This window comes from Microbulbifer sp. S227A, from assembly GCF_049800935.1.
Window position 1 is genome coordinate 1 of sequence record NZ_JBNAFZ010000029.1, and the last position, 21818, is coordinate 21818.

Annotated in this window: 23 protein-coding genes, 2 tRNA genes and 2 pseudogenes; 12 read left to right on the forward strand and 15 right to left on the reverse strand. The window is 58.2% G+C overall.

From position 1 onward, the window contains the following. The 4 genes from ACP15R_RS26235 to ACP15R_RS26250 form a co-directional block, all read left to right on the forward strand. A partial coding sequence (locus ACP15R_RS26235; protein WP_424988803.1) for a plasmid mobilization protein occupies positions 1 to 454 on the forward strand: 454 nt, incomplete at its 5' end. Further along, positions 448 to 2001: a relaxase/mobilization nuclease domain-containing protein gene (locus ACP15R_RS26240; protein ID WP_424988804.1), complete on the forward strand. Its 1554-nt coding sequence runs from the start codon at positions 448 to 450 to the stop codon at positions 1999 to 2001. The genes ACP15R_RS26235 and ACP15R_RS26240, both read left to right, overlap by 7 nt. A gap of 154 nt (positions 2002 to 2155) precedes the next feature. Beyond that, a complete protein-coding gene (locus ACP15R_RS26245; RefSeq protein ID WP_424988805.1) occupies positions 2156 to 3403 on the forward strand; it encodes a type II toxin-antitoxin system RelB/DinJ family antitoxin in 1248 nt (415 codons plus the stop codon). Then, positions 3400 to 4236: a hypothetical protein gene (locus tag ACP15R_RS26250; RefSeq protein ID WP_424988806.1), complete on the forward strand. Its 837-nt coding sequence runs from the start codon at positions 3400 to 3402 to the stop codon at positions 4234 to 4236. Before ACP15R_RS26245 ends, ACP15R_RS26250 begins: the two co-directional genes overlap by 4 nt. Here ACP15R_RS26250 and ACP15R_RS26255 read toward each other — a convergent pair. Both ACP15R_RS26255 and ACP15R_RS26260 read right to left on the reverse strand, forming a co-directional pair. Further along, a complete protein-coding gene (locus ACP15R_RS26255) occupies positions 4233 to 5495 on the reverse strand; it encodes a hypothetical protein (protein ID WP_424988807.1) in 1263 nt (420 codons plus the stop codon). The two genes, ACP15R_RS26250 and ACP15R_RS26255, sit on opposite strands and share 4 nt — an antisense overlap. A 474-nt stretch (positions 5496 to 5969) precedes the next feature. Then, on the reverse strand, positions 5970 to 6392 hold the full coding sequence (locus tag ACP15R_RS26260; protein WP_055087110.1) for a helix-turn-helix domain-containing protein: 423 nt from the start codon (positions 6390 to 6392) through the stop codon (positions 5970 to 5972). Positions 6393 to 6529: 137 nt separating this feature from the next. On the opposite strand from ACP15R_RS26260, the gene ACP15R_RS26265 reads away from it, so the two are divergent. Genes ACP15R_RS26265 through ACP15R_RS26275 form a run of 3 tightly spaced genes read left to right on the forward strand, consistent with a single transcriptional unit; the run spans position 6530 to position 8100 of the window. Further along, positions 6530 to 6736, forward strand: coding sequence for a hypothetical protein (locus tag ACP15R_RS26265; protein WP_424988808.1), 207 nt, complete (start codon positions 6530 to 6532; stop codon positions 6734 to 6736). 15 nt (positions 6737 to 6751) lie between these two features. Further along, positions 6752 to 6988 (forward strand): hypothetical protein, encoded by a 237-nt coding sequence (locus ACP15R_RS26270; protein ID WP_424988809.1) that lies wholly within the window; start codon positions 6752 to 6754, stop codon positions 6986 to 6988. Beyond that, complete coding sequence (locus tag ACP15R_RS26275; RefSeq protein WP_424988810.1) at positions 6988 to 8100, forward strand: tyrosine-type recombinase/integrase; 1113 nt, start codon at positions 6988 to 6990, stop codon at positions 8098 to 8100. The genes ACP15R_RS26270 and ACP15R_RS26275 overlap by 1 nt, the downstream gene beginning before the upstream one ends. 31 nt (positions 8101 to 8131) lie before the next feature. Here ACP15R_RS26275 and ACP15R_RS26280 read toward each other — a convergent pair. The 6 genes from ACP15R_RS26280 to ACP15R_RS26305 all read right to left on the reverse strand — a co-directional run bounded on the left by ACP15R_RS26280 (position 8132) and on the right by ACP15R_RS26305 (position 11627). After that, a tRNA-Phe gene (locus ACP15R_RS26280) sits at positions 8132 to 8206 on the reverse strand. An 83-nt stretch (positions 8207 to 8289) separates the two neighbouring features. After that, the gene (locus ACP15R_RS26285) at positions 8290 to 8472 is read right to left on the reverse strand and encodes a DNA gyrase inhibitor YacG (protein WP_424988811.1); all 183 of its coding nucleotides are present in this window, start codon (positions 8470 to 8472) and stop codon (positions 8290 to 8292) included. After that, positions 8469 to 9491, reverse strand: coding sequence for a ribonuclease E/G (locus ACP15R_RS26290; protein WP_424988812.1), 1023 nt, complete (start codon positions 9489 to 9491; stop codon positions 8469 to 8471). Before ACP15R_RS26290 ends, ACP15R_RS26285 begins: the two co-directional genes overlap by 4 nt. Then, complete coding sequence (locus tag ACP15R_RS26295) at positions 9488 to 10066, reverse strand: Maf family protein (RefSeq protein WP_424988813.1); 579 nt, start codon at positions 10064 to 10066, stop codon at positions 9488 to 9490. Before ACP15R_RS26295 ends, ACP15R_RS26290 begins: the two co-directional genes overlap by 4 nt. A 10-nt stretch (positions 10067 to 10076) precedes the next feature. Continuing rightward, positions 10077 to 10295, reverse strand: a complete 219-nt coding sequence (gene infA, locus ACP15R_RS26300; protein ID WP_010137880.1) for a translation initiation factor IF-1 — start codon at positions 10293 to 10295, stop codon at positions 10077 to 10079. A gap of 249 nt (positions 10296 to 10544) precedes the next feature. Further along, the gene (locus ACP15R_RS26305; RefSeq protein WP_424988814.1) at positions 10545 to 11627 is read right to left on the reverse strand and encodes a hypothetical protein; all 1083 of its coding nucleotides are present in this window, start codon (positions 11625 to 11627) and stop codon (positions 10545 to 10547) included. A gap of 232 nt (positions 11628 to 11859) precedes the next feature. On the opposite strand from ACP15R_RS26305, the gene ACP15R_RS26310 reads away from it, so the two are divergent. After that, entirely contained in the window at positions 11860 to 13167 is a 1308-nt protein-coding gene (locus ACP15R_RS26310) for a mechanosensitive ion channel domain-containing protein (protein ID WP_424988815.1), read from the forward strand. Positions 13168 to 13230: 63 nt separating this feature from the next. Next, a tRNA-Gln gene (locus ACP15R_RS26315) sits at positions 13231 to 13305 on the forward strand. 39 nt (positions 13306 to 13344) lie between these two features. Here the strand turns inward: ACP15R_RS26315 and ACP15R_RS26320 are convergent. The 6 genes and pseudogenes from ACP15R_RS26320 to ACP15R_RS26345 all read right to left on the reverse strand — a co-directional run bounded on the left by ACP15R_RS26320 (position 13345) and on the right by ACP15R_RS26345 (position 17700). Next, positions 13345 to 14433, reverse strand: coding sequence for a tyrosine-type recombinase/integrase (locus tag ACP15R_RS26320; RefSeq protein WP_424988816.1), 1089 nt, complete (start codon positions 14431 to 14433; stop codon positions 13345 to 13347). Further along, complete coding sequence (locus ACP15R_RS26325) at positions 14433 to 14663, reverse strand: hypothetical protein (RefSeq protein WP_424988817.1); 231 nt, start codon at positions 14661 to 14663, stop codon at positions 14433 to 14435. Before ACP15R_RS26325 ends, ACP15R_RS26320 begins: the two co-directional genes overlap by 1 nt. Before the next feature lie 161 nt (positions 14664 to 14824). Continuing rightward, on the reverse strand, positions 14825 to 16396 hold the full coding sequence (locus tag ACP15R_RS26330; protein ID WP_424988821.1) for a Mu-like prophage major head subunit gpT family protein: 1572 nt from the start codon (positions 16394 to 16396) through the stop codon (positions 14825 to 14827). Next, positions 16397 to 16870 (reverse strand): annotated as a pseudogene (locus ACP15R_RS26335) (Clp protease ClpP); the annotation flags it as partial. Next, positions 16867 to 17499: a hypothetical protein gene (locus tag ACP15R_RS26340; protein WP_424988818.1), complete on the reverse strand. Its 633-nt coding sequence runs from the start codon at positions 17497 to 17499 to the stop codon at positions 16867 to 16869. The pseudogene ACP15R_RS26335 and the gene ACP15R_RS26340, both read right to left, overlap by 4 nt. A gap of 6 nt (positions 17500 to 17505) precedes the next feature. Continuing rightward, positions 17506 to 17700: a hypothetical protein gene (locus ACP15R_RS26345; protein WP_424988819.1), complete on the reverse strand. Its 195-nt coding sequence runs from the start codon at positions 17698 to 17700 to the stop codon at positions 17506 to 17508. A gap of 102 nt (positions 17701 to 17802) precedes the next feature. On the opposite strand from ACP15R_RS26345, the gene ACP15R_RS26350 reads away from it, so the two are divergent. The 3 genes and pseudogenes from ACP15R_RS26350 (at position 17803) to ACP15R_RS26360 (ending at position 20134) form a co-directional block, all read left to right on the forward strand. Continuing rightward, the gene (locus ACP15R_RS26350; RefSeq protein WP_424988820.1) at positions 17803 to 18060 is read left to right on the forward strand and encodes a hypothetical protein; all 258 of its coding nucleotides are present in this window, start codon (positions 17803 to 17805) and stop codon (positions 18058 to 18060) included. A gap of 966 nt (positions 18061 to 19026) precedes the next feature. Beyond that, a pseudogene (locus ACP15R_RS26355) lies at positions 19027 to 19425 on the forward strand (integrase core domain-containing protein); the annotation flags it as partial. Continuing rightward, a complete protein-coding gene (locus ACP15R_RS26360) occupies positions 19367 to 20134 on the forward strand; it encodes an ATP-binding protein (RefSeq protein WP_424988822.1) in 768 nt (255 codons plus the stop codon). The pseudogene ACP15R_RS26355 and the gene ACP15R_RS26360, both read left to right, overlap by 59 nt. Before the next feature lie 54 nt (positions 20135 to 20188). Here ACP15R_RS26360 and ACP15R_RS26365 read toward each other — a convergent pair whose 3' ends face one another. Continuing rightward, positions 20189 to 21745 carry an ISL3 family transposase gene (locus ACP15R_RS26365; RefSeq protein ID WP_424987223.1) on the reverse strand — a complete coding sequence of 519 codons (1557 nt, stop codon included), beginning with the start codon at positions 21743 to 21745 and terminating at the stop codon, positions 20189 to 20191. Between the last annotated feature and the right edge of the window lie 73 nt (positions 21746 to 21818).

Genomic DNA, 21818 nt, shown 5'->3' on the forward strand with positions numbered 1-21818 from the left:
CGAAGCGCAAACAGCAAGGCGACCCATGTCATACGCTGGCGCTGCTGACACGGGACCTTGCGAGGGGCGGCAAGCCTCCCCTTCGAACCCCACCGGCGCGGGCAAAGCCCCCGCCAAAGAGCCGCTGACCGAAACCTTCGTCTTCCGCTGTACCGCGTCCGAGAAGGCCCAGTTGCGCGCCAAGTCCGTGGCCGCGGGCCTGCCTGCCTCCACGCTTCTGCGCGAAGCGCTTGGCCTGACCGAAGCGCGCCGCCGCAAGTCCGTCCCCCGTGTCGACCCTGCGCTCGTGCTGGCGATCGGGCGCATTGGTGGCAACCTCAACCAGATCGCCCGCTGGCTGAACCACTCCATGAAGGTTGGGCGCACCGATCTCGACAGCCTGACCGTTGCGCGCCGCCTTGTGGTGATCGAACGCCAACTCGCCGCACTCCTCGATGAGGCGCGGCGGTGCTGATCAAGTTCTTCCCCAACGGCAAAGGCGCAGGTGCGGGGCCGGTCGGGTACCTCGTGGCCGAGCGTGTGCTGGCCTATGACGACAATCGCGACCTGATCCGCGATGCCGATGGCCAGCCCGTGACCGTCACCCGCGACCCGCAACCCGACGTCCTGCGCGGCAACCCCGAGCGCACCGAGGCCCTGATCGATGCCAGCCGCCACCAGTGGACCTATCGTGCGGGCGTGATCAGCTTTGCCGACAGCGACGACCCGACCGAGGACCAGCAGGCCGAGGTCATGGACCAGTTCGAGCGGCTGGCCTTCGCGGGGCTGGACCCCGAGCAATATGAGGTTCTCTGGGTCCGCCATCGCCACGAAGGCCGGGTCGAGCTGCATTTCTGCACGCCGCGTCTGGAACTGACGACGAGCAAGAGCCTCAACATCGCGTCGCCTGGCTACAGGGAGGTCTATGACAGCCTGCGGGACGTGATGAACCAGCGCCACGGCTGGGCCGATCCAATGGATGTGGACCGCGCGCAAGAGGTCCGCGACACCATCGAGGCACCAATCCGCGCCCAAGGCCGGGACGGGCTGCACGCTTGGATACAAGACCAGATCGATATGGGCCTGATCACCGACCGCGCGACCATGATCGACGCCCTCACCGACGCAGGCTTCGACCTGCCGCGCACCGGCAAGGCCTACATCACCGCCCGCGATCCAGAAACCGGCGAGCGTTGGCGGCTGAAAGGAGAAGTTTTCCATGAAGACTGGCAAGCCGACCCGGCTGAGCGAGAAACTGAACGCGGAGCTCGACGAGATCAGGCAGGAACACGTCGCCTCAATCTCGTCCCAGCTCAAGAGCTTCAGGATCGATTTGAAGAACATTGTGGGCGCCGCGCAGCATACCATCGCGAGCGATACGCGCCGCTTTCAGACCGAGACGGCGAGCCTGTTCGAGACGCGGCTGAGGTCGATCCGCCTCTGGCTGACGATCTCGCCCTGGCTGATCGCGGCGATAGTGCTGACGGGGATCGCCTCGATGATGGCCGCGAGCTTCTTCTGGACGGTGCATCTGACCCGCTCGGAGCTGACGGGACTGGGACTAACACGGATCGAGCGGCCCGAGGGGACATGGCTGATCCTGGACCCGTCGAAGACGCGCCTGCGCACCTGCACGATAGGCGAGAGGCCCGTCACCTGCATTCGGATCGAGGAGGACTAGATGACCCAACTGACAGCCTTGGAACGCGACTTGCTCACCTGCGTCGAGCGGTTGGTGACGGCCTCAGAGGCCTCCGCGAAAGACTTGACCACCTTGGAGACACGCTCGACCGGCAGGATCGAGAGGGAGCTGGCTGGCTTGAAAGACTGCGTGACTTTGCTCATTCGTTCACAAGCCGCATCCATGAAGGCCTTGAGCGGATTGCTGAACGACGAGGCGAGCTACAAGACGCTGGACGAGAGCTTGCAGCAGAGCTTGACCTTAGCGAAAGCCGCCGCCGAGAGATTGAGGGGCAGCTAGACAGTCAGGAGGCCCATGCGGAGCGGGGGTTAAGGCATTGAGATGGGGAGGGTTTCAAAGCCATGCAGGACCTAGGTTTCGAAGTATCCGTTTCACAAGGTGCCGACCGCTCTTGAAGTCCGAAACCTGCAATGTGCTACATTGTAGCTCAAAACTGGTTGTGCTACATTGTATGGCAAATCTGGATTAACTAAAATGTCAACAAAACCAACGACAACTATCCGCATCGACCCGGAGGTAAAGCGACTCGCGGGCAAGGTGTTTGATGACATTGGCCTCAGCATGTCTGCCGCGATCAATACCTTTTTGAAAGCGGTCGCCCGCGAGGGAACTATGCCATTCGAAATAAAAACTGGGACGCCAAAAGTCCATGCCACGTCAGGAAACGCAACTCTCAACCATGCCTTCCTAGTGAAGAAAGACGAGTTCTACACGCAATACGAAGACGTCGCCAGGGAGATGGCCAAACACCGCGAGAACCTTAGGGGTAAGGCTGTCTTTTGCAACTGCGATGACCCCTTTGAGTCAGCGTTCTTTCGCTTCTTCGTTCTTCACTTCGACAAGCTTGGACTAAAGTCACTTGTTACTACCTGTTTCGGTGAGTCCTCTTTTGCGGGGCGAGAATATCCACTCGAGCGCATGGCCGGTGCCTACAAATCGGTTGTTACGGAGGTACCTGAAACGCCCCTGATCAGACCAGATGGATCGTTGGATTTAGAGCCACTGTTTGCAATGCCTGGCAACTCGCTAGAGCACCTGCAGGGCAACGGAGATTTTCGTTCGACTGAGTGCAGAAAACTGCTGGAGGCTGCCGACGTAGTTGCAACCAATCCCCCCTTTAGCCTTTTTCGCGAATTCATTGCTCAACTTGTGGACTACCAGAAAGACTTCATCATCCTTGGAAATATGAACGCTACAACAACGAAGGAAATCTTCCCTCTCTTTAGGGATAACAGGGTCTGGTATGGGGAGACGATCCGTTCGGGGGATCGCAAGTTTCATGTGCCCGACGACTATCCACTAAACGCCGCTAGTTGTGGTGTTGACGAAAGCGGCAGGCGCTTCATTCGCGTGAAGGGAGTACGGTGGTTCACTAACCTAGAAACCAATCGACGCCGCCAGACTATCGAGTTGACGCGCAGCTATTCCCCTGACGATTGTCCACGCTATGAGAACTACGATGCAATCAACATTGGGCGCACCCAAGACATACCTTCGGATTACGATGGGGTGATGGGCGTGCCGATCACATTTCTCGACAAATATAGTCCCGACCAATTCGAAATCGTGATGCTCGCAAACGGAAACGCGCGCACCAACGTCTGTCCGGAAGTCCTGGCGCAGGTCAACTATCGGGTTCATCCTGAAGACAGAGGTGGGGTAGGCATAATCAACGGCAAGCGTGTTTACGCGCGCGTGTTGATCCGCAGGAAAACATCATGAGCAGCCAACTGCGCGTTCCATGCGCATATCAGGGTGGCAAGCAACGTGTCGCCGCCCAGATGGTCGATCAACTTTTGGAAGCTGCGCCAAGCCCGAATTCCAAGTTCTACGATTTGTGTTGTGGCTCTGGAGCGGTATCAATTGAGTTGGTCAATCGAGGAGTTCATCCGTCTAGGATATGTATGCTCGATGTAAGCTCCTGGGGATGTTTTTGGTCGGCGATCGGCTCCGGCACATTCAATATGGAGATCTTCGACAAGTACTTAGCGGAGCTGCCAAACAGCAAGCACGAAGTCCAGGCTCATATGTCGGCGGTTTCGTCAATCCCGATAGGTGAACACGAAGCTGAACTATATCCTATCCTTCAGGCTTGCTCCTTTGGCGGTAAGCAAATCTGGCGTCGAGGCGACAACTGGGCGAATGCCTGTTTTCGGAGTTACTGGGAGCCGACGGCAACGAGTGTGCGCCGCAGCCCTGCCAATCCTATGCAGCCGTCACCAAATGAACTCCGTCGTAGAGTTTCAGCTCTTACAAAGGGAATGCTCGGAGTAACGTGCCTCAATATGGATATTATGACTTTGCTGGACAGCAAGCTCCCGACTGATGCGGTCGTTTACGTGGACCCACCATATCAGAGCACTACCGGCTACGCCTTTGGCTTCGATTTGACGTCTTTCATAGAACGTTTCCGGAGGCTTAACTCAGCTCCCCTATTCGTGTCTGAAGGGGTGCCTTTGAATGAAGATGCATTGCTACTTACGTTTGGTGGCGCAAAAGGGGGCATCAGTGGCGTTCGAAAGGGCAAACACCAGGAATGGCTCTGTCGCTTTTAAAGCAGCCCCAAAAATCTTGCGTTTCGTGAACTTCCGTTTCTTGCCAAGATGTTTGAAGCTTCTTTGAATTCTTCAAGATCAGACTCAGGGAAGACTGACAAGTAAAAGTAGTCGTCCGTGACCTTGGTGAACGTAACGACTTTCCGCACCAAGTAGTGCGCCTCCCCTTCATCTCTAAATGCGTCTGTGATTTTCTGACCAGACGAGTTTTCGCCCTTTATTTGCAGCCGCCACGTCCCATTGGCATTGTTCCCATCGGGGTAGAGAATGGTGTTCCCGAAGTAATCTTGCCCTTCGAAGTTAATGGTGATGTTCGCGACTTGATCTGTATCGGTCGGGCTGAGTCCAAAAAATTCAACCCCGCCACGCATGAACTTGGCTTCACCCAAATCAAAAGATGTGCCAGTGGGATCGCCGCTCTCGATCAAGGACCTCTTTGATAAATCAAGAATATTTCTCGACCCGCCAGTCATCTCCCTGGTCTCAAACCAAATCGTCTGGTTTGATTCCTCTACTTCAACCTTTGTTATCTCAACTGGGGCTGGAACGGTTGGTGTAGGAGCTTCTTGCTCATTCGCGGCTGCCTGCTCATTTGGAGCCTCCCGGTCAATAGAGGTTAGACGCGGAAGCTTTGCTGGTGCACCGTTCCCGAACAACCGCTCTTTCGAGCCATCTTTTTTGGCTGCACCGGCTCTTCGGACACGATCCGCAACTTCTTTCGTTACATATCCTTCGTCTAGAAGTTTCTCGATCTCCTCTTGATTTGTGATCGGCATAAACGAAGCTTCCAGACCAGCAAGCTTTTGAAAATACTCGCTTATCTCTTTTGAGATTTCAGCTTCTCTCGTACCTTCCCCATTGATCGGGATATGCACTGAGCTTTCAAAATTAGTCCACAATCCACCGCCAGTGAGGTTGTGGGAACCGACAACCAGAAGCCCATTGTCGTCACCAGAAAATTGATAAATCTTCGAGTGAAACGTTTGGTCGCGTTCGGAATGAACCACATTCAGTGAATCCGTGTGAAGCAAAAGAGCCGTCAAAGCCTCGTAAGAAGTTCCTCCAAGATCCACCCCGACATACGCGTTTACTGTACCGCCGCCCGCCCTAAATTGCGCTAGAGCATCTTTGATCCTGAGCACTCCGCTATTTTTTGCGAAGGCAACAGCGATGTTCAGTGTGTGATATTCGGCTGAACCAAGTAATTCTATGATGCGATCCCCGAGCTGCCCGGAGAAAGGCTGGTTCATTAGCTCCATCGATTACTCCCGTTGCACCCTGGTAGAAGAGGCCCTTCAGCCGATCATTACTCACACACGATCAAAGCCGACTTCGCTTTCAGCACAAATTTTGATGCATACAACCGTTCCAACAGCCGAAATCTGCAGAATGGAGCACAAAATCTAGCCCACTTAGAAGTCCGTATTTTGCGTTATTCGCGAATCAATCGGTTCAGTCTCGTGTTCACGAAGTACAACGCCACAACCGAGCCGCTGAGTACAGGGATCAGAGCTCCTGCGACCGCAGAGCAAATCGCTAAGAGCGCTGTGAATACCGTGTAACCATAGCCCTGATCAAAGACACTGAAGTGCATAAAACCAATTAAAAACAATACACAGGCCCACAAATGGCAACAAAAAATTGGGAAGAGCGGGTCGAATGCAGTCCGTTGCACTCGAGCTAGAGTTGCTAGGCGTGTTCGTTTCCGTTGGTCGCTTGGTTTTTGCATCTGCTTACTCCCTTACGAGTTCGATCCAAGTGTGAACGTCATCATCCGTTACTTCCCGCCCCTCGACATGCGACTGGTACCAACGCGCGACGATGGCCCCGCGCTTTTCACTTTTAATTTTGATGTCTTCTTCATTCAGGTGCTGATCGAGTGAAGTCTCGATCCGCTTCAGCGCCTCGAAGTCATGCGCCGCGCGAACAGCCTTAGTTCCAAGCAAAATCCACGCAGCATCAACCTCAAACCGGTCGGCCATCGCCACGAGGGCTTCGACCGGCAAACCGCGCTGGCCCTTTTCATAGCTGTGATAGGCACGATGGGAGACGCCAATCGCCTCTGCCATGGCTGTTTGTGTCAGGCCGACTTCATTTCGCGCGATTGCGAGCCGCGCGCCCATAGAAGCGAAAACTGACCTATTGTCCTGCGGCATGCGAGGTTCCCATTGACGCAACCGTCATAACGAGCGAAACTGCACAAAATGACGTTATTCCTATCCTATGGCCATCTGAGCATGTCAAAAGGTGCGGAACAAGCGATTCCATTCATATCCAGCAGTGGAGGCTGAAATTGACCCAGGAACGTCTTCTCTCTCCCAAACAGCTCAGCGAGATTGTCGGGCTAAGTCCTGCGCAAATTCGCGGCCTCATGAACACCGGGAAACTGGAGTTCGTGGAGATATCATCGAAGACCAAGATGCTGACGATGAGCGGCTGGGAGCGGTTTCAGAGGAACGCGACCAAGGTCAAAAGTGCCGAGGGTTCGGCAGCAAATTGATGGGGGTGTCAGGCCATGGCGACGACAAATCTCAATATTAACGTGGTAGATAAGCGCATGTTCAGGCAGTCCGAGGCCGCGAGCTATGCCGGGTTGCCGGTGAAGCATTTCAAGACCGCTTGTCCAGTGCGCCCGGTTGAATTGAAACAAGGCACGCTTCTCTGGGATCGCCGTGATCTCGATCTCTGGATCGATGATGTGAAGTCTGGGTCTGTGACCGACACGCGCGAAACCATTCTGGACCGCCTTTGATGACACAGGTGCGGGTCAAGGGGTTCAAGATTTTCAAGGACCGGCACGGCAAGCAGCGATGCTATCACCGCGAGACCGGCCACAAGGTTGACCTTTCCCACGCGCCTATAGGTTCCGCCGAGTTCTTTGCCGAATGTGAAACGATACGCGCCATCGCCGAAGCGCAACGGGCGAAAGCGCCCAAGGCGGGGACTTTGGGCGGGTTGATCCAGTCCTACTTTGGGACTGAACACTTTCAGAACCTGGCCGAAGCTACCCGTCGCGACTATCGCAAGTGCGCTGACTTCCTTGAGCCGATCCGCGACACGCCGATCCATGTGATCGACACGCCTCTGATTGCAGGCATCCACGACAAGGCTGCGAAGAAGATTGGCTGGCGGCGCGCGAACATGGTCCGCACGCTTCTCAGCGAGGTCTTTCGCTACAACATTCCGAAGGGTCTCATCTCTGCCAATTTCGCAAAGGATGTCATTCCCAAGCGCCGCCCGCGCGACCGCGCCTATGCCAACCGGCCTTGGACTATCGAAGAACGCGACACTGTCTTGGGCAAAGCCAAGCCCTATGTCCGCGTGGCCCTCGCATTGATGATGAACACCGGCCTCGATCCGTCCGATGCCCTGCGACTGCGGAAGGATCAGGTTGATGACGGCACGATATGGGGCGTGCGTGGCAAGACGGGCGAAGAGGTCGCGATTCCGGTCAGCCCTACTCTGCAAGCCGCCCTCGACCGCATGCCGGACCATAACGCCGAAACTGTGCTTTCCAATTCGCGCGGCGAAGCGTGGACCTACAACGGCTTCTCGACCGTGTGGCACCGCTTCAAAACCGCCCTTGAGAATGAAGGCCTTATCGAAAAAGGCCTGACCCTCAAGGGCTTGCGGCACACGGTCGCCACAACTTTGCGCGAAGCAGGCCTCGATGAACGCCGCATCGCGGACCTTCTGGGGCAGAAAACCCCGTCCATGGCGCGGCACTATTCTCGGTCTGCGAACCTTGCCGACAAGAACCGCGAGACCATGGCGACATTGGAAGAAGAGAACCGAAGGCGGGCCGAAAGTGTCAAACCTTCGCAGAAAAGCGTCAAACCTGACCGAAACGAGGATCAGTCATGAGCGGAAAACACAATCATTTCAGCTTTTTAAGTGGTGCCCGGGGGCGGAATCGAACCACCGACACGAGGATTTTCAATCCACTGCTCTACCCCTGAGCTACCCGGGCAACGGAAAGGCATTGGCCTTTGGGTGCGGGCGTTCTAGGCGTTGCGCGGGATGGTGTCCAGAGGCTTTTTGCGTTGTGGGTGATCAATTTGGGCGTTGGGTGTATGGCTCTGCCTGATCGAGGCCGCTTTCGAGGTCTTCGGCTTCCTGGGATGGAACAGCGTAAGATCCGTTCAGCCACTTTCCCAGGTCGCGGTCGGCGCAGCGGCGTGAGCAGAAAGGGCGATGGCGGTGCCGGGTTTCCTCGCCACAGATCGGGCATGTCATTTGCTCGGTCCGCCCAAAGCCGGACGGCCCCGTTTGCGTTGCAGTTCGTAATGCCCCAGCGGTGTCCAGCCCACCAGGGCAGTTTCTTCGCTATCCGTACGGAAGGCGGCGCGCAGGGCGGATTCGAAGCCGCGTCGGTCCTTCTTGGGCATCGGCGCGAGGTCAAGCGTGATCTGCCCGCCCAGGCCGCGGATCCGAAGGGCGCGGGGCAGGGCCCTGGCGCAGGCCAGGTTGGCCTTGATACCGGCGGCGAGCGAAGCGTCCGGGCCGGTGTTCACATCCACCGCCACCAATGCGCGGGTGGGTTCGATGAACATGTGCCCGCCGCCCGCGAGCGGTTCCATCGCCCCTCGGGCAAGATCGATGGCGTCGAGCACCCCATGCTGGGCGAAACCCTCGGTATCGGTCACGATCTCGGCGGGTTCGATCCAGTCGCGCCAGGCAAGCAGGTGCGGTCCGTCGCCGTCGAGCAGGGTTTCCGCCTCGCTCCCCGTATCGTTGAGCACCTGGTGCGCCAGGTTGGCCATGCGCGCGATATCCTCGGCGATCTCGTCGGCATCGGCACCGGCACAGGACGAGCGCAGGATCAGGCCGTAGGGGGCGTCGCCAATCGTATCATGCGCGATTTCGAGCAGGCGGTCGCGTTCGGTCTCGTCGCGAATGCTGCGGGACAGGTTCAGACCCGGTGCATCGGGCGTGACGATGGCATAGCGGCTTTTGAAGAGCAGCTTTTGCGTCACGGGCGTCGCCTTGCCTGGCTCTGCATAGCCTGTCACCTGCACCAGCAGCAACTGCCCCGGCGCGAGCCCCTTGACCTGCCGCAGAAAGGCCGAACCATCGGGCGTTGTCAGGAACATGCCGCCCTGGCCCTTGACCGGCCGATCCGCGCGGGCGCGATAGATCGTTCCGGGTGTGGGCGCGTCGCTCTCGATCAGAAAGTCGTCAAGCCGTCCGTCAACCATCAGCGCGGCGGCTTCGCGGCCTTGCAGATGGTCCAGAATGATACAGCGTCCCTTCATGTCGTTCCCCGGTTCGGCATGACGCCCATGGTGTGCAGAATGCCTGCGGTTTCGGCGAGCGGCAAGCCGACGATCCCGGTGAACGATCCGCTGATCCACGGGATAAAGGCACCGGCTGGACCCTGGATGGCATAGGCACCGGCCTTGCCCTGCCAGTCATTGGTGGCCAGATAGGCGTTGAGCTCGTCATCCGAGAGGCGCTTCATCCGCACGGTGCTGACCACGTCGGTTTCGCGAATTTCGCTCCCCCGCCGGACCGCGACGGCGGTGATGACCCGATGGCGGCGCCCTGACAGGGCCAACAGAAACGCGGCGGCCTCGCCCGCATTGGCGGGTTTGCCCAATATGCGACGCCCAAGCGCCACGGTTGTATCGGCGCAGAGCACAACGTCATCCGGCCCGGCCTGAACGGCCGCGACCTTTTCGCGGGCAATGCGGCTGCAATAGGGTCGTGGCAATTCGCCCTTGTGCGGATCTTCGTCGATCTCGGGCGGGCGCACCGCGTCGGGCGTCAGGCCAAGCTGCGCCAGCAGGTCCAGCCTCCGGGGGCTGCCCGATCCGAGAATGAACGCCATGAAGGTGGCGTTACTTGAAGCGGTAGTTGATCCGACCCTTGGTCAGATCATAGGGGGTCATCTCGACCTGAACCTTGTCGCCGGCAAGAACGCGGATGCGGTTCTTGCGCATCTTGCCTGCCGTATGTGCGATGATCTCATGGCCGTTCTCAAGTTCGACCCGAAATGTCGCATTCGGCAGGAGTTCCTTCACGACACCGGGGAATTCGAGGATATCTTCCTTGGCCATGTTGTCTCCATAGTGATGGGTCCCGCCAAACGGCAGGGCGTGCGGCTAGATGATGCTTTTCATGTGGTTTTTCAAGCGTTCAATCCCGAATGTCCTGTATTTGTGACCGAATTGAAACGTGCCGGCGCTCAAATCACGGCTTTGGTGAACACAAACCGGCACCTGTGCTGCCTCGCGGGATAAAGGCCGGGTCACCGCGAATCAGCCCGTTGCCGGAATTTCCGGGGCCACGGCTGGCCATGCCCGCCGCTATCCGTTGCGTGTCAGAAGGGCGGCAATGGCGACATAGTGAAACGGATAGCGGTCAGGATCGGCGCGAACCCGGCTTTGCGCGCGCGCATAGACGTAATCGACAAGCCCTTGCAGATCCGGGTGATCGGCAAAGTTCAGCCTGAGAACCTCTTCGGTAAAGGCACGGAAGAAATCCGTATAGGCGGCGGCATATTGCGCAACATCGCCTGTCTCGTGAAAGGTTTCGACAAACGGGACCGGCACTTCGTAGGTTTCGGCGCGCTCCAGCGTGAACAGGTCACGGAGCGGCGATGCCCTATCCGAAAAGGGCGCAACCAGTTCGTCCAGTGTTCGGAAATAGACCGGCTGGTAATAGGTCTCATAGGCATCCCTGCCGATCATCCCGGTCGCCTCCGCGTCCAGAACCGCATCGTTCAGAACGTCATAGATACCGTCACAGGTACGCCGTTCGTCGCCTGCACCGAAAACCTGAACCAGCAGCTTGCCGCCCGGCACCAGTTCGGCGGCTCTGGCAGTGGCAAAGGCCGTGACATCCGCCCGGGCCTGTGCCGCAAACGCCGTGCGGTCTGCTCCTGACACCGCGCCGACGCCACCACGCTGGCTGGGTCCGTTGGGCAGGATGTAATCGGCAAGCCGCTCGACCGGCCGCCGGCTGAGAAACCCGATGGCGTTGAACGTCGTGGCAACCGTCACCGAGCCGGGCGGCAACAGCTGGTCGAACATTGATCCGCCCACCGCCGCGGAAAACACGTTGTCCGTTTCCCAGACATCTCCATCCGGCGGCGCGAGATGCAGGAACAATTCGGAGAAATCATTGGTGGGAAGATCGCTGTGAATGGTCTGGATCGGCCGCGCAGTGGACCTGCGGCAGGCGTCGATCAGGTGCCGCATGACGGCGATCGAGTTCCGCCCTTCGGAACAGCCGAAATCCGCCAGCCCAACCGCTCCGCCCTCCGCGTCAAGTGACAGCGCCTCGACCGCGTCATCCAGCCAGGGCAGCACATGGGCAATCGAAGACAGCTGGGGCGCAGAGTTCCTGTCATAAAACCCGTGCCCGATCATTCCGCGCGTGACTGGCATCTGTTCCCTCCCGATGACGCGGGGCCCAGCCTATCGCGCCTTGCCACGTGTCACCAACATCAATTGTCCCACGCGCCGGGACGATTGCCAGCCGGGGACGAACCAGCGCCGGATGGCGGGGGCCAACGACACGACGCGCCCCACCTGATCGCGGCGGTCCTGTCCGATGGATCCGGTTGGCATTTGCCGATGGCTGGGCCACCTTGGGCCAGACCAACCCGAGAGACCTGTCATGCGTGTTCTGATCATCTGTCTGCTCCTGCTGTTTCCAACGCTGTCCGGCGCGCAGGACGACCAGCCAACCGGTCCGATCGAGATCGAAGACAGCGCCGCACAGGACGCCGCCATTGCCAATCGCATTCGCGACATCCTCACCGAGCTGGACGGCTTCGAGGATGTGACCGTTTCCGTCACATCGGGGATCGTCACCCTGCGCGGTCATACGCTCGACGGCGAGACCGCGCGCCGGCTGACCGCCCTGACCAGCCGCATCGAAGGGGTCGTGGCAATCGAGAACGAGGTGACCGAGACCACCGATGTCGTCGAACGCCTGAACCCGGCCATCCTGCGCTTTCAGGATCGGCTGAGGCAGGCCATCGCCTTCCTGCCGCTGCTGAGCATCGCCATCGGGGTTTTCGCGCTGGTGGTCCTGGCCGGCATGTTTCTGGCGCGGCTTCGGCGTCCCTGGGACCGGCTGGCACCAAACGCCTTCATCGCGGATATCTACCGCCAACTCGTCAGGCTGGTGTTCATCGTTGCCGGGGTCGTGATTGCGCTCGACATCCTCGGCGCAACCGCGCTCCTGTCAACGATCCTCGGGGCGGCGGGCATCGTCGGTCTGGCCATCGGTTTCGCGGTGCGGGACACGGTCGAGAACTTCATCGCGTCGATCCTGCTGTCGATCCGCCAACCGTTTCGTCCCAACGACACGATCGAGATCGAGGGCGATACCGGCAAGGTAATCCGCCTGACCAGCCGCGCCACGATCCTGCTCAGCTTTGATGGCAATCATATCCGGATCCCCAACGCCACCGTGTTCAAGAGCCGGATCGTGAATTACACGCGCAATGACGAGCGCCGGTTTCTCTTCGAACTGGGCGTCGCGCCCGACACCGATCTGGCCCGTGCCCGCCAACTCGCGCTAGACACCGTCAAATCGCTGCCATTTGTGCTGCAAACCCCCGCTGCCTCTGCCTGGATCGAGACCGTGGGCGACAGCACGATCACCCTGCAAGTCGCTGCCTGGATCGCCCAGCACGACACGTCGATCGTGCTCGCCCGGGGCGAGGCAATCCGCATGACGATGCAGGCCTTTGACGCCGCCGGCATATCGATGCCCGAACCTGGGATGCGGGTGCTGCTGCCGGAAACCCGCAGCGATTCGCCGTCCCGCCCGCCTCATCCCGCCCCGCCCCGGCAAAACCCCTCCCCGCCGGACGTCGCGGCCACCGCGGACAGCGATCTGGATCAAATCGTCGCCGAAGAACGGCTTTCACAACACGCAGATGACCTGCTGACCGCCAGGGCACCCGAAGAATAAGGCATTTTTGACAATTCAGGTCTTGCACCCCCCGCCGTCGCAGCTTAATTAGCCGCTCACCGTTGGGGTGTAGCCAAGTGGTAAGGCAGCGGTTTTTGGTACCGTGTATCGTAGGTTCGAATCCTACCACCCCAGCCAATGCTTCACCCATGCCGCTGTTTTCACTTGTTTTTCTGCTCATTTTGTCGAACCTTTCTTGTTGGGTTCGTCAAGTTTTGAACCCTGTTCGTTCTTGAGTAGCTTCTCAAATCCGTGATCTGCGAGCAGGCCGCGACGTGCTTTGCCAGCGTAAACCTGCACCATCTTTGGGGAGTTATGACCCGTCCAAGCCATGATTTCGCGCTCCGTTGCTCCCGCCTCGGCGAGCCTCGTGGCGCAAGCTTTGCGAAGGCCATGAGCTGAGCACTGTGGTAAGCCCGCATCATCGCACCATTTCCGCATAGCTGTTCCGAGCCCGTTTGCGGTTCTTGACCGCCGATTTCGCGTTTCAAGAAAGGTGAGCCGGTCTTTCGGGAGCTGTTCCAGCACCTTCCTCAATACCGGATGAACCGGAATATTAATCAACACCGTCGAGACCCCCTCTGTCTTTTGGCGACGGTACTGCAAACGATCACCTTTGAGGTTTTGCCACCCGAGCCTGACGACATCTGAGCGGGCGCAGGCGGTGTGGAGCATCAGCGTGACCGCCGTGTGCGCTACAGTGCCCGCCTTGTGATACTCGAAGAACTGTTGAAGCTCATCTTCCGTCCAAGTGTGGAAGCCTTGCGCGTTGGTGCGCATTTTCTTGATCCCAGACGCCGGGTTGGTTGTTCTCCACCCAATCTCAATTGAATGGTTCAAGAGCATGCCAAGCATTCTCAGCCGGTTGTTTCGGGCGGATGGTCGATCAGTCATGGGTTCCAGCAACTTGATCACATGTTGCCGTTTCATCTGCTTCACAAGCCTATGACCATGATCCTCGCGCAACCGCTCGATTTCCCGCCGATAGGTCGATTTGGTGCTATCCTTGAGGGATACGAACTCAGGGCTTTTGTAGTAGGACACGACCAGCGCATTGATCGTGCCTCGCTTGGTCGCCTGTGCGCCGATTTCCTGCGACCTGTAACCGCTGAGCGCCCGCTCATAGTTCCGGCGAAACTCATCCGACCCGTATTCACCGTGGATTTCGGTTGAGAAGCCCTTTTTGCGGAACCGATAGCGACGCTTTCGGTGGCGATCAAAGTAAGCGGTGACCCCCGGAAACTCGCGTTTGATCCGGCGAGCCATCAGAGGTCGCCCCAAGTATCTTCCTCGTCCTGCGAAGGCAACGCCGCCGCGCAGGTATAGAGCTCAGTCACCAGCCACAGGCGGCGAGAACCGACACAGCGGGGCTTCGGCATCGCACCTGTCTCGACCAGCTCGGAGAACTTGCCGGGTGACAAGTTGAGCATGGCGGCGGCGCTGGACTTGCTGACGCAGATCGCGGGAACATTCGATGGAATTGCAGAATTGGACATGTTCGTACCCCGAAAAATTGCCCCGGTAAGGCAAGGTTGGAACCTCACCGGGGCGAGTGTGGATGCTCAGCCTGTCGACAACCAAGCACCCGATACGTGTGACGATGGGAGACCCAGTTCCCGGCCACACGATGTCAACGGCGGTAAGCCGAACCCTCAGCTTATGCCGACGGGCTCATGTACCAGCCGCGATGGTCGGTGAAGCCCGCTCCGAAATCCATGCGGACCTTGTATTCGATACCATCCACCTCGAAGCCCTCGCGCGTGAAAAGCTGAGGCCCGGTCACACCGTCCAGATAGGCATGCTGCAAGCTGTCAGGGGCACCGGGAGCGGCACACACGTACCATGCGCTTGCGCTGGTGAAGCGGGGCTCGACAAGTAGTTTCAGCTTGCCCGCAAACGGATTGGCATTCGCCACCTCGCTTGCCGCGATCTCGGTTAGGACTTGCTCGGCAAGTGTTTCCAGCTCAGGCGGTACGACGAGGAAGGCAGGCACCACGTTGATCGCTTCACCGGCAAGGCCGGTCTGGCGGCGCATCGCAACCCGCGCTGCACCCAGATTTGCCACGGACAGAGTTCCCGACGCGGGCGCAAGATTGCCGTGATCAGCGTGAAACAATGTCTTGCCATCCGAAAGCCTGGGGCCAAGCCCGGCGTTTTCTTCCAGCAACCCGGCAAACAGTTTCGCCTCGGTGTTGGCGGCACCTTGGCCGAGCAGCGGGAACATGTTGGAGAATACGTCGAGATCGTCATTGACGATGGCCTGTCGGGTGATCCCGAAAATCTTGCCATAGGTCTTGACGGCGAAGGTTTCGTCGCCTTCCTCAATCGTTCCGGCCTTGAACTCGCCTTGCTCGCCGACTTCCTCAAGATCGGGGCCAGCCGACACCTTGACGGAATGGAGCGCCCGGAAGTTCGATGCGGCGATTTCCCGGCTGGTCTGCTTGATTGCCGATTGTGACGCCTCATAGGCATTCGACAGGGACATGTTGCCCACGTCGCGCAGGATGTTGGGGAAGTCGCTGGTGCCGTGCAGCGCCATTTCCACGCGCGAGGCAACAGAGGCCATTGCGGCGCTCTTGCCGTTTTGTTGCAAGCAGATGTCGGCGATTTCCGAAAGCGATGCGCCGGCAAATTCGCGGCCCATCGTCGGTTGATGCGCCCGGTTCACACGCGAATAGATACCATCCACGATTTTCTTGTTGAGCCCGTCGCCGCTGTCCCAAGAGTGACCGACCGAAACACGGGCATAGTGAGCCTCATCCGGTGCCCGGCGAATAACGGGGTCTTGCGCTGCAAGTTCATTCGTTACAAACGCTTGCGCCGCTTCAAGTGTAACTCCTTCATTGATCCATCCATCAAGGCGGGCCGGTGCGTTCACGCGCTGCGCAAGGGGTCGCATTGCCAAGTGGGTCAGCGCCTTCACGCGCTTCAACTCCTTGTGCGGATCGCTGCGATCCGCCGCGCTCATAACCGGCGCAAGGCTGGCGGGTGCCGCTGTGGGCTCGGTGATTTCGGTTTGAACTGTCGATTGGTTTGCCATGTTGCTTGCCTTCGAAAAATCGTTGATCCAATCATTCCGAACGGCCATCTGGATCAGGTTTGAAGGGGAGTGGGCATAGGCCCGGTAGTCAAATTCAGCCGGGGGCGCTTGCTCGCCATCGGTCAACGCGACATCCGCGAAGCCCGCCGCAACCGCTTCCTCTGGCGTGAACCAGCTTTCAGCCGCCATGATCTGCCGTATTTCACTGATCGGCTTGCCCGACCGCCGCGCATAGATTTGAGCGACCGCCTCTGAAATCGTGTCCAGGCTGTCGGCAACCCGCCGGTGTTCTTCGCTGGTCCCGCGATAGCTGGTGATGTCCTGTGAAGGATCATGGATCATCAGAACCGACCCCGCAGCCATTTCGATCCGGTCACCCGCCATCATCATCACGGACGCGGCGCTTGCGGCGATGCCCTGAACGATGATCGTTTTGTGACCGCGATAGTCGGACAGAACCGCATGGATCGCAGCGCCATCAAACGCGATCCCGCCGCCGGAATTCAACCGGATACGAACAGGCCCGGAACACAGGGCGAGCGCGTCCGAGACGGTTTCGGGATCAAAGTCGATGCCGACGACGCCGGAGAAGGTGATTTCAGATTGCCCACCAAACTGCGAAACAGAACTCGCGAGCACTTTGTCGGCGCTGTAGGTTCTCACGGGCGAATACCAGCTTCGGACTTCCAGTACATCCGCTCGCCCTCAGAATAGGTATGGTATTCCAATGCAAAATTCATGTCCTCAAAGATATCGCGGAAATCGACAAGGAGAGAGAGTGTTGACCGATCTGCCCGGTAGTCCAGCTTTCGGTGAAGTTCTTCGGGACCAGAGATCAATTGAAAAGATGTGTCTTGATTGGGTGCCGCCAATACAAGCAATCGAAATGTTTGCTGATCCGCTGGGACTCGGTTTTCGATGTCCTTCATAATCCTCACGTACATAGGGTAGGCATACTCCGCGATGGAAGCCGCCAGTTCATGCTTGACACCGGACTGTAAGACCCGATCCATCGTGAAAATGGCAAAGACGTCTTGCAACCGGTAACGTTGCCATCCGCCAGTATCCGGCAGAGAAATGTATTTCTTGCGCTGCCATTCGCGTAGAGTTTGAACGTTCATCGCCAGCAGTTCGCTTGCCTGCGTGGACGTGAACAGCCCGTCCTTGATTTCAGATTTCATTTCGTGATCCTTGATAAAACATAGAAGTATTGATGTTTTTGCACTAAGGTACCCCACGACGTCAAGAAAAACATCGCGGCTACGATGTTTTTCTTGCTCGGGTACTGCCACGTCACCTCATGAATTGTCTGCGTGTGCCTCAATGAGCCCGCCTGAGAGAACGACAATCTGCCTCGTGGCCCGTTGAAGCGCGACACGCCCCTCATGCGTGATCTCGCCTTCCGGCGCGTACAAGGCGAGTTCCACGAGGTTTGCAAGGGTGTTGAGGTGCTCGGCGGGCGTGCCGAAATCAGAGGTCAGGGAATAATTCATGATCAGTTCCTTGGTTGGTTGTTTGTTGTCGTGAACCTTAAAAGGTGATAGCTAAGAGCTCACATGATATGGTTCATATCAATCGATTGAAGAGTGATCAACATGAAATCAAATGATCTGAAAACAATCAGTGGGGCGCAGCTTAGGGCCGCAAGGGCGCTGCTCAACATTTCCGCTCAGGAACTTGCCGATATGGCTTCCGTGGGGGTGGCAACTATTCGAAGAGCAGAGACAAACAACAACTCATCAAACATGTCTGCCGTCGTTGAGAACGCCATAACTTCTGCGCTGGCGAAGGCTGGGGTGGAGTTCATTGCTGAAAATGGAGGGGGTGCAGGCGTTCGCCTTATGAAGCAGTAAACCCGGTCTGCGAGTGCTCCCATCGGAGCAGGCATTCGGGAAATGGAGCACGCGGCGACATCGGGAACCCCCGGATGATCGGGATTTGGGTGGTATTAGTCCCGAGTTTGGGACTAACAGGGCTGATTTGGGACTAGCTTGGGATCAACAATTCCGGGGTTCGGGGTGGAAACCCTCTTTCTATCAATGGATTAGTGATCCGGTTGGGACTAAGGGACTTTGGGACCAAGAAACCCGGCCCTCACATACAAACGCACGTAAAATGCGCGCATTGTGCGTTGCCTCATATGTATACGGGAAAACTAATCCCATAATCCCAAATGAAAGGAATACAAGATTTAACGGCATAAAAACAGGCACTTAAGGTTGGGATTAACACCTTTCGCTAATCCCAAGCTAGTCCCAACTTACCAAGTTAGTCCCAAGTCGGGCCAGTGTCGCGCATTGAAGTTCGGTGTGGAACTGCTGGGGGATCAGTAATCACCAATCCGCACCGCTCAGCAATCATTTAGTCCCACAACCATCAAGCCCAGACCATTCGGAGCAGACTACGCGCCTCGCTTGGATTTCGTCAGGAATCAACAACAACAACTCAATTCTGTAGGTATTATATTACCCCACATTTCCCGTTTGCATGCGCGGCGAATTACCCGCATGGGGTCGAGGACCCGGAAGGACCCAAACCAAACGCGCGGTTCAACACGAAGCTTTACCATCCTGTCGCAGGCGATTTGCTGCGCCGGGCCACCTCGCTTGGTCTACCTTGCCCGGTGCGGAGACAGAGGGCACCGCGCGCGACAAACAACCAAAACGGTCAATCAAGGCACAAAGCACCGAAACGACAGAGCGCGCTTCTTCACATAGCTCGCAATGTCGTCTGGGTGGGCATTTGGGACAAACTCAGCCTGTCCCACCCTGTCCCGTCCTGTCCCGGTGATAGTGGGATGGGACACGGGGGAGGGACACCTCATGATCCGCGTCGATCGCAAGCTCAACTCAACCGACGTGCTCGATGCGCTTACCGATTTGTTCATCCTGCGTGGCCCGCCAGAATACATAAGATCCGACAACGGGCCGGAGTTCATCGCCCAAAAGGTGCGCGACTGGATCGCGGCGGTCGGGGCCAAAACCGCCTACATCGAGCCAGGATCACCCTGGGAGAACGGCTACTGCGAAAGCTTCAACGCCCGGTTCCGGGACGAGCTGTTGAATGGTGAAATCTTCTAAAGCTTGCGGGAAGCCCAAATACTGATCGAGCAATGGCGCATCCACTACAACACCGTCAGACCGCACAGCGCATTAGGCTATCGCCCACCCGCGCCAGAAAGCACCGTTCCAATGGACCAGAGACCCACGATGCACTAACAATCAAACCGGACCACCCGATGGGGGCACGCCATACGCTGAATTCGATTATGCGCTTAAGTCTGGCTCTCGCTTTGATGCGCCTGCACTCGCAGTTCTCGGGAAATCGGGAAGCGGAAAGACCGCTGGCGTAATCCATGCTTTGTTGTGCTTGGGCTTGGAGGAAACCAACATTGGTGATCCTTACCGGCCCTTTCTGGAATGTGCCCTTGGTGGCAAAGCGTCGCTGCGCGACCTCGCCCAAGCGGTTGTGCAGGAATATGGGTGGACGGGTGCGACAGGCTCGGCAAAGACTCTGTGGTCCAAAGCCTGCAACTACATGGCAGAGCTGGAAACACGCATCCTGATTCTTGACGAAATCCAGCATGTTCGCGCTGCGGGCCCTCAAGATCGCAAAGATCTGCAGGCGTATTTGAAATCCATCGTGCAACCCGGCGGTCATCGCTTCATGCCGATACTGGTTGGCATGCCGGAATTCGAAGAGGTCCTGAATTCGGATACGCAACTCGACCGGCGCTACATCAAGATCAAGATGCGCAGCCTGGACCCATCCGTCGACTTGGCAGTTGGAATGCAAATCCTCGAGACCTTCTGCCAGACAGCGGAGATAACCATGCATGACAGCGTTATGACGGAGGACTTTGCCAGCCGTCTGATGCATGCAGGCATGTACTCGTTCGGGATTGTGTCAATCGGCATCCAATGCTGACCCCTTATCGGCGTCCAATATTGGGTCTGACTCAAAGTTGATGCACCTTGGTGGCTAAGATGCCGTGACGAGGCGTGCCCTGAGCAGATCTATGTTGGCGCGGCCATACATCTGGCGTTTCAGCGTCTTCAATCGATTGATCTGGCCCTCTGTCTGTCCGTTCGACCATGGTTCACGCAGGGCTGCGGCGACCGCCACCTGATCCCGGCGAAGCCCGCGGGCGAAAGCACCGAGCAGCCCGTCCTCCGCTTCATTCAGCCATCCTTCCAGCGCGTCTTCGCGAGCATTGCGTACCATGTCCGTAAACCGGTCCGTCATCCTGCGGGCTGCAGCGAGGGCAGGCAGCGAAGCTTCGATCCTTGCAACCTGGATGGCATCGGCCTTGCACAGATGATCCCGGCCCAAGGTCAGGAGACGAGCAATCTTGCGCGCGGGCGGCGACTTTTCTGTACCCGACGGCGCGGCCTGCTCGGCACGGCGCTGGCGCGTGGCCCATTCTCCAACGACGCGGAGGCTGCCCTGGAAACCATCTGCCCGCAGTCGGCGCCAGAGCTCTGCGCCGTTTCGGCAGCCGCCGTTCCATTCCCGTTCCAGACGCGGTAGCCAAGGGGTCAGACTGCTCTCGCGAATGCGAAAGACGTCTTCGCGCTCACCACGGATGATCTGGCGGACCAGCCCGCGGCTCAATCCGGTCAGGCGCACGATGCGTCTGATCGGAGTGCCGTCATCGGCCATCTGGCGAACCATGCGGTTGGTTTGTTGGCGGCGCTGAAAGCCCTCATATTGAAGCTTTTCCGCTGCCGTCAGAAGCTTTGGATCCAGTGCATTTGCGCCGATGGCTTTGCGGATGGCAGGCATGTTACGCTGTACGGCGGCCAGGAAAGCCGTGCTCGCGTTCTCCAACAGGTGCCAGCGGTCGGCAACCTGAACCGCCTTTGGCAAGGCCCGTGAAACGGCACCACCATAGCCTCCGTTGCGGTCGCGGGCGACGACCTCGATCCCCGGACGGGCCCGCAGCCAGGCCTCGACCGTGGCCGGTTCTCGATCTGGAAGGAGATCAATGACCCGGCGTCGCTCCAGATCGCAGATCAAAGTGCCGTATCTCTGCCCCTTTCGCCAAGCCCAGTCGTCAATACCTATGACGCGGAGATCACTGCTTGAGGCCGTCGCCGCGCCCCGGATGCTGCGGAGGAACGTATCCTTGCTGACCGGCAGCAGGAGCCGTGCGGCGAGCGCCTGTGCCGGGCGCCCGCCGAGTGCCAGGCCGAGGTGCCGGACCAGTCCTTGCAGACGGGAGGTACGCCGCGCATGCGGCCGGGTTACCGCAGGTGGGAACCGCTCCGCAAATATCCTGGCCGGGCACTGCGGAGCACAGCAGCGAAATCGGCGAACCAACAGGACCAGTTCCACCTTCCGGCCATGCGCAGGCAGATCGGCAGGCCGTCGGCGGTATCTGCTGTGAACATGACGTGAAACCGTGCCGCAGCGCGGGCACGCTGCCGCGGCTTTGGCGGAACGCGAGTGGATCCGGACCGTGTTCCCAACAAGCTCGACCTGATCGGCCTTGAGACCTGCTGGCAGGAAATCCCGCCGTGAAAACTGTGACGCCATCGGCAATCTCCTCCAAAACCTGCCGATATATAGCGCTTGGCAAGTTGGACTGCACCAAATCTGCTTCAGACCC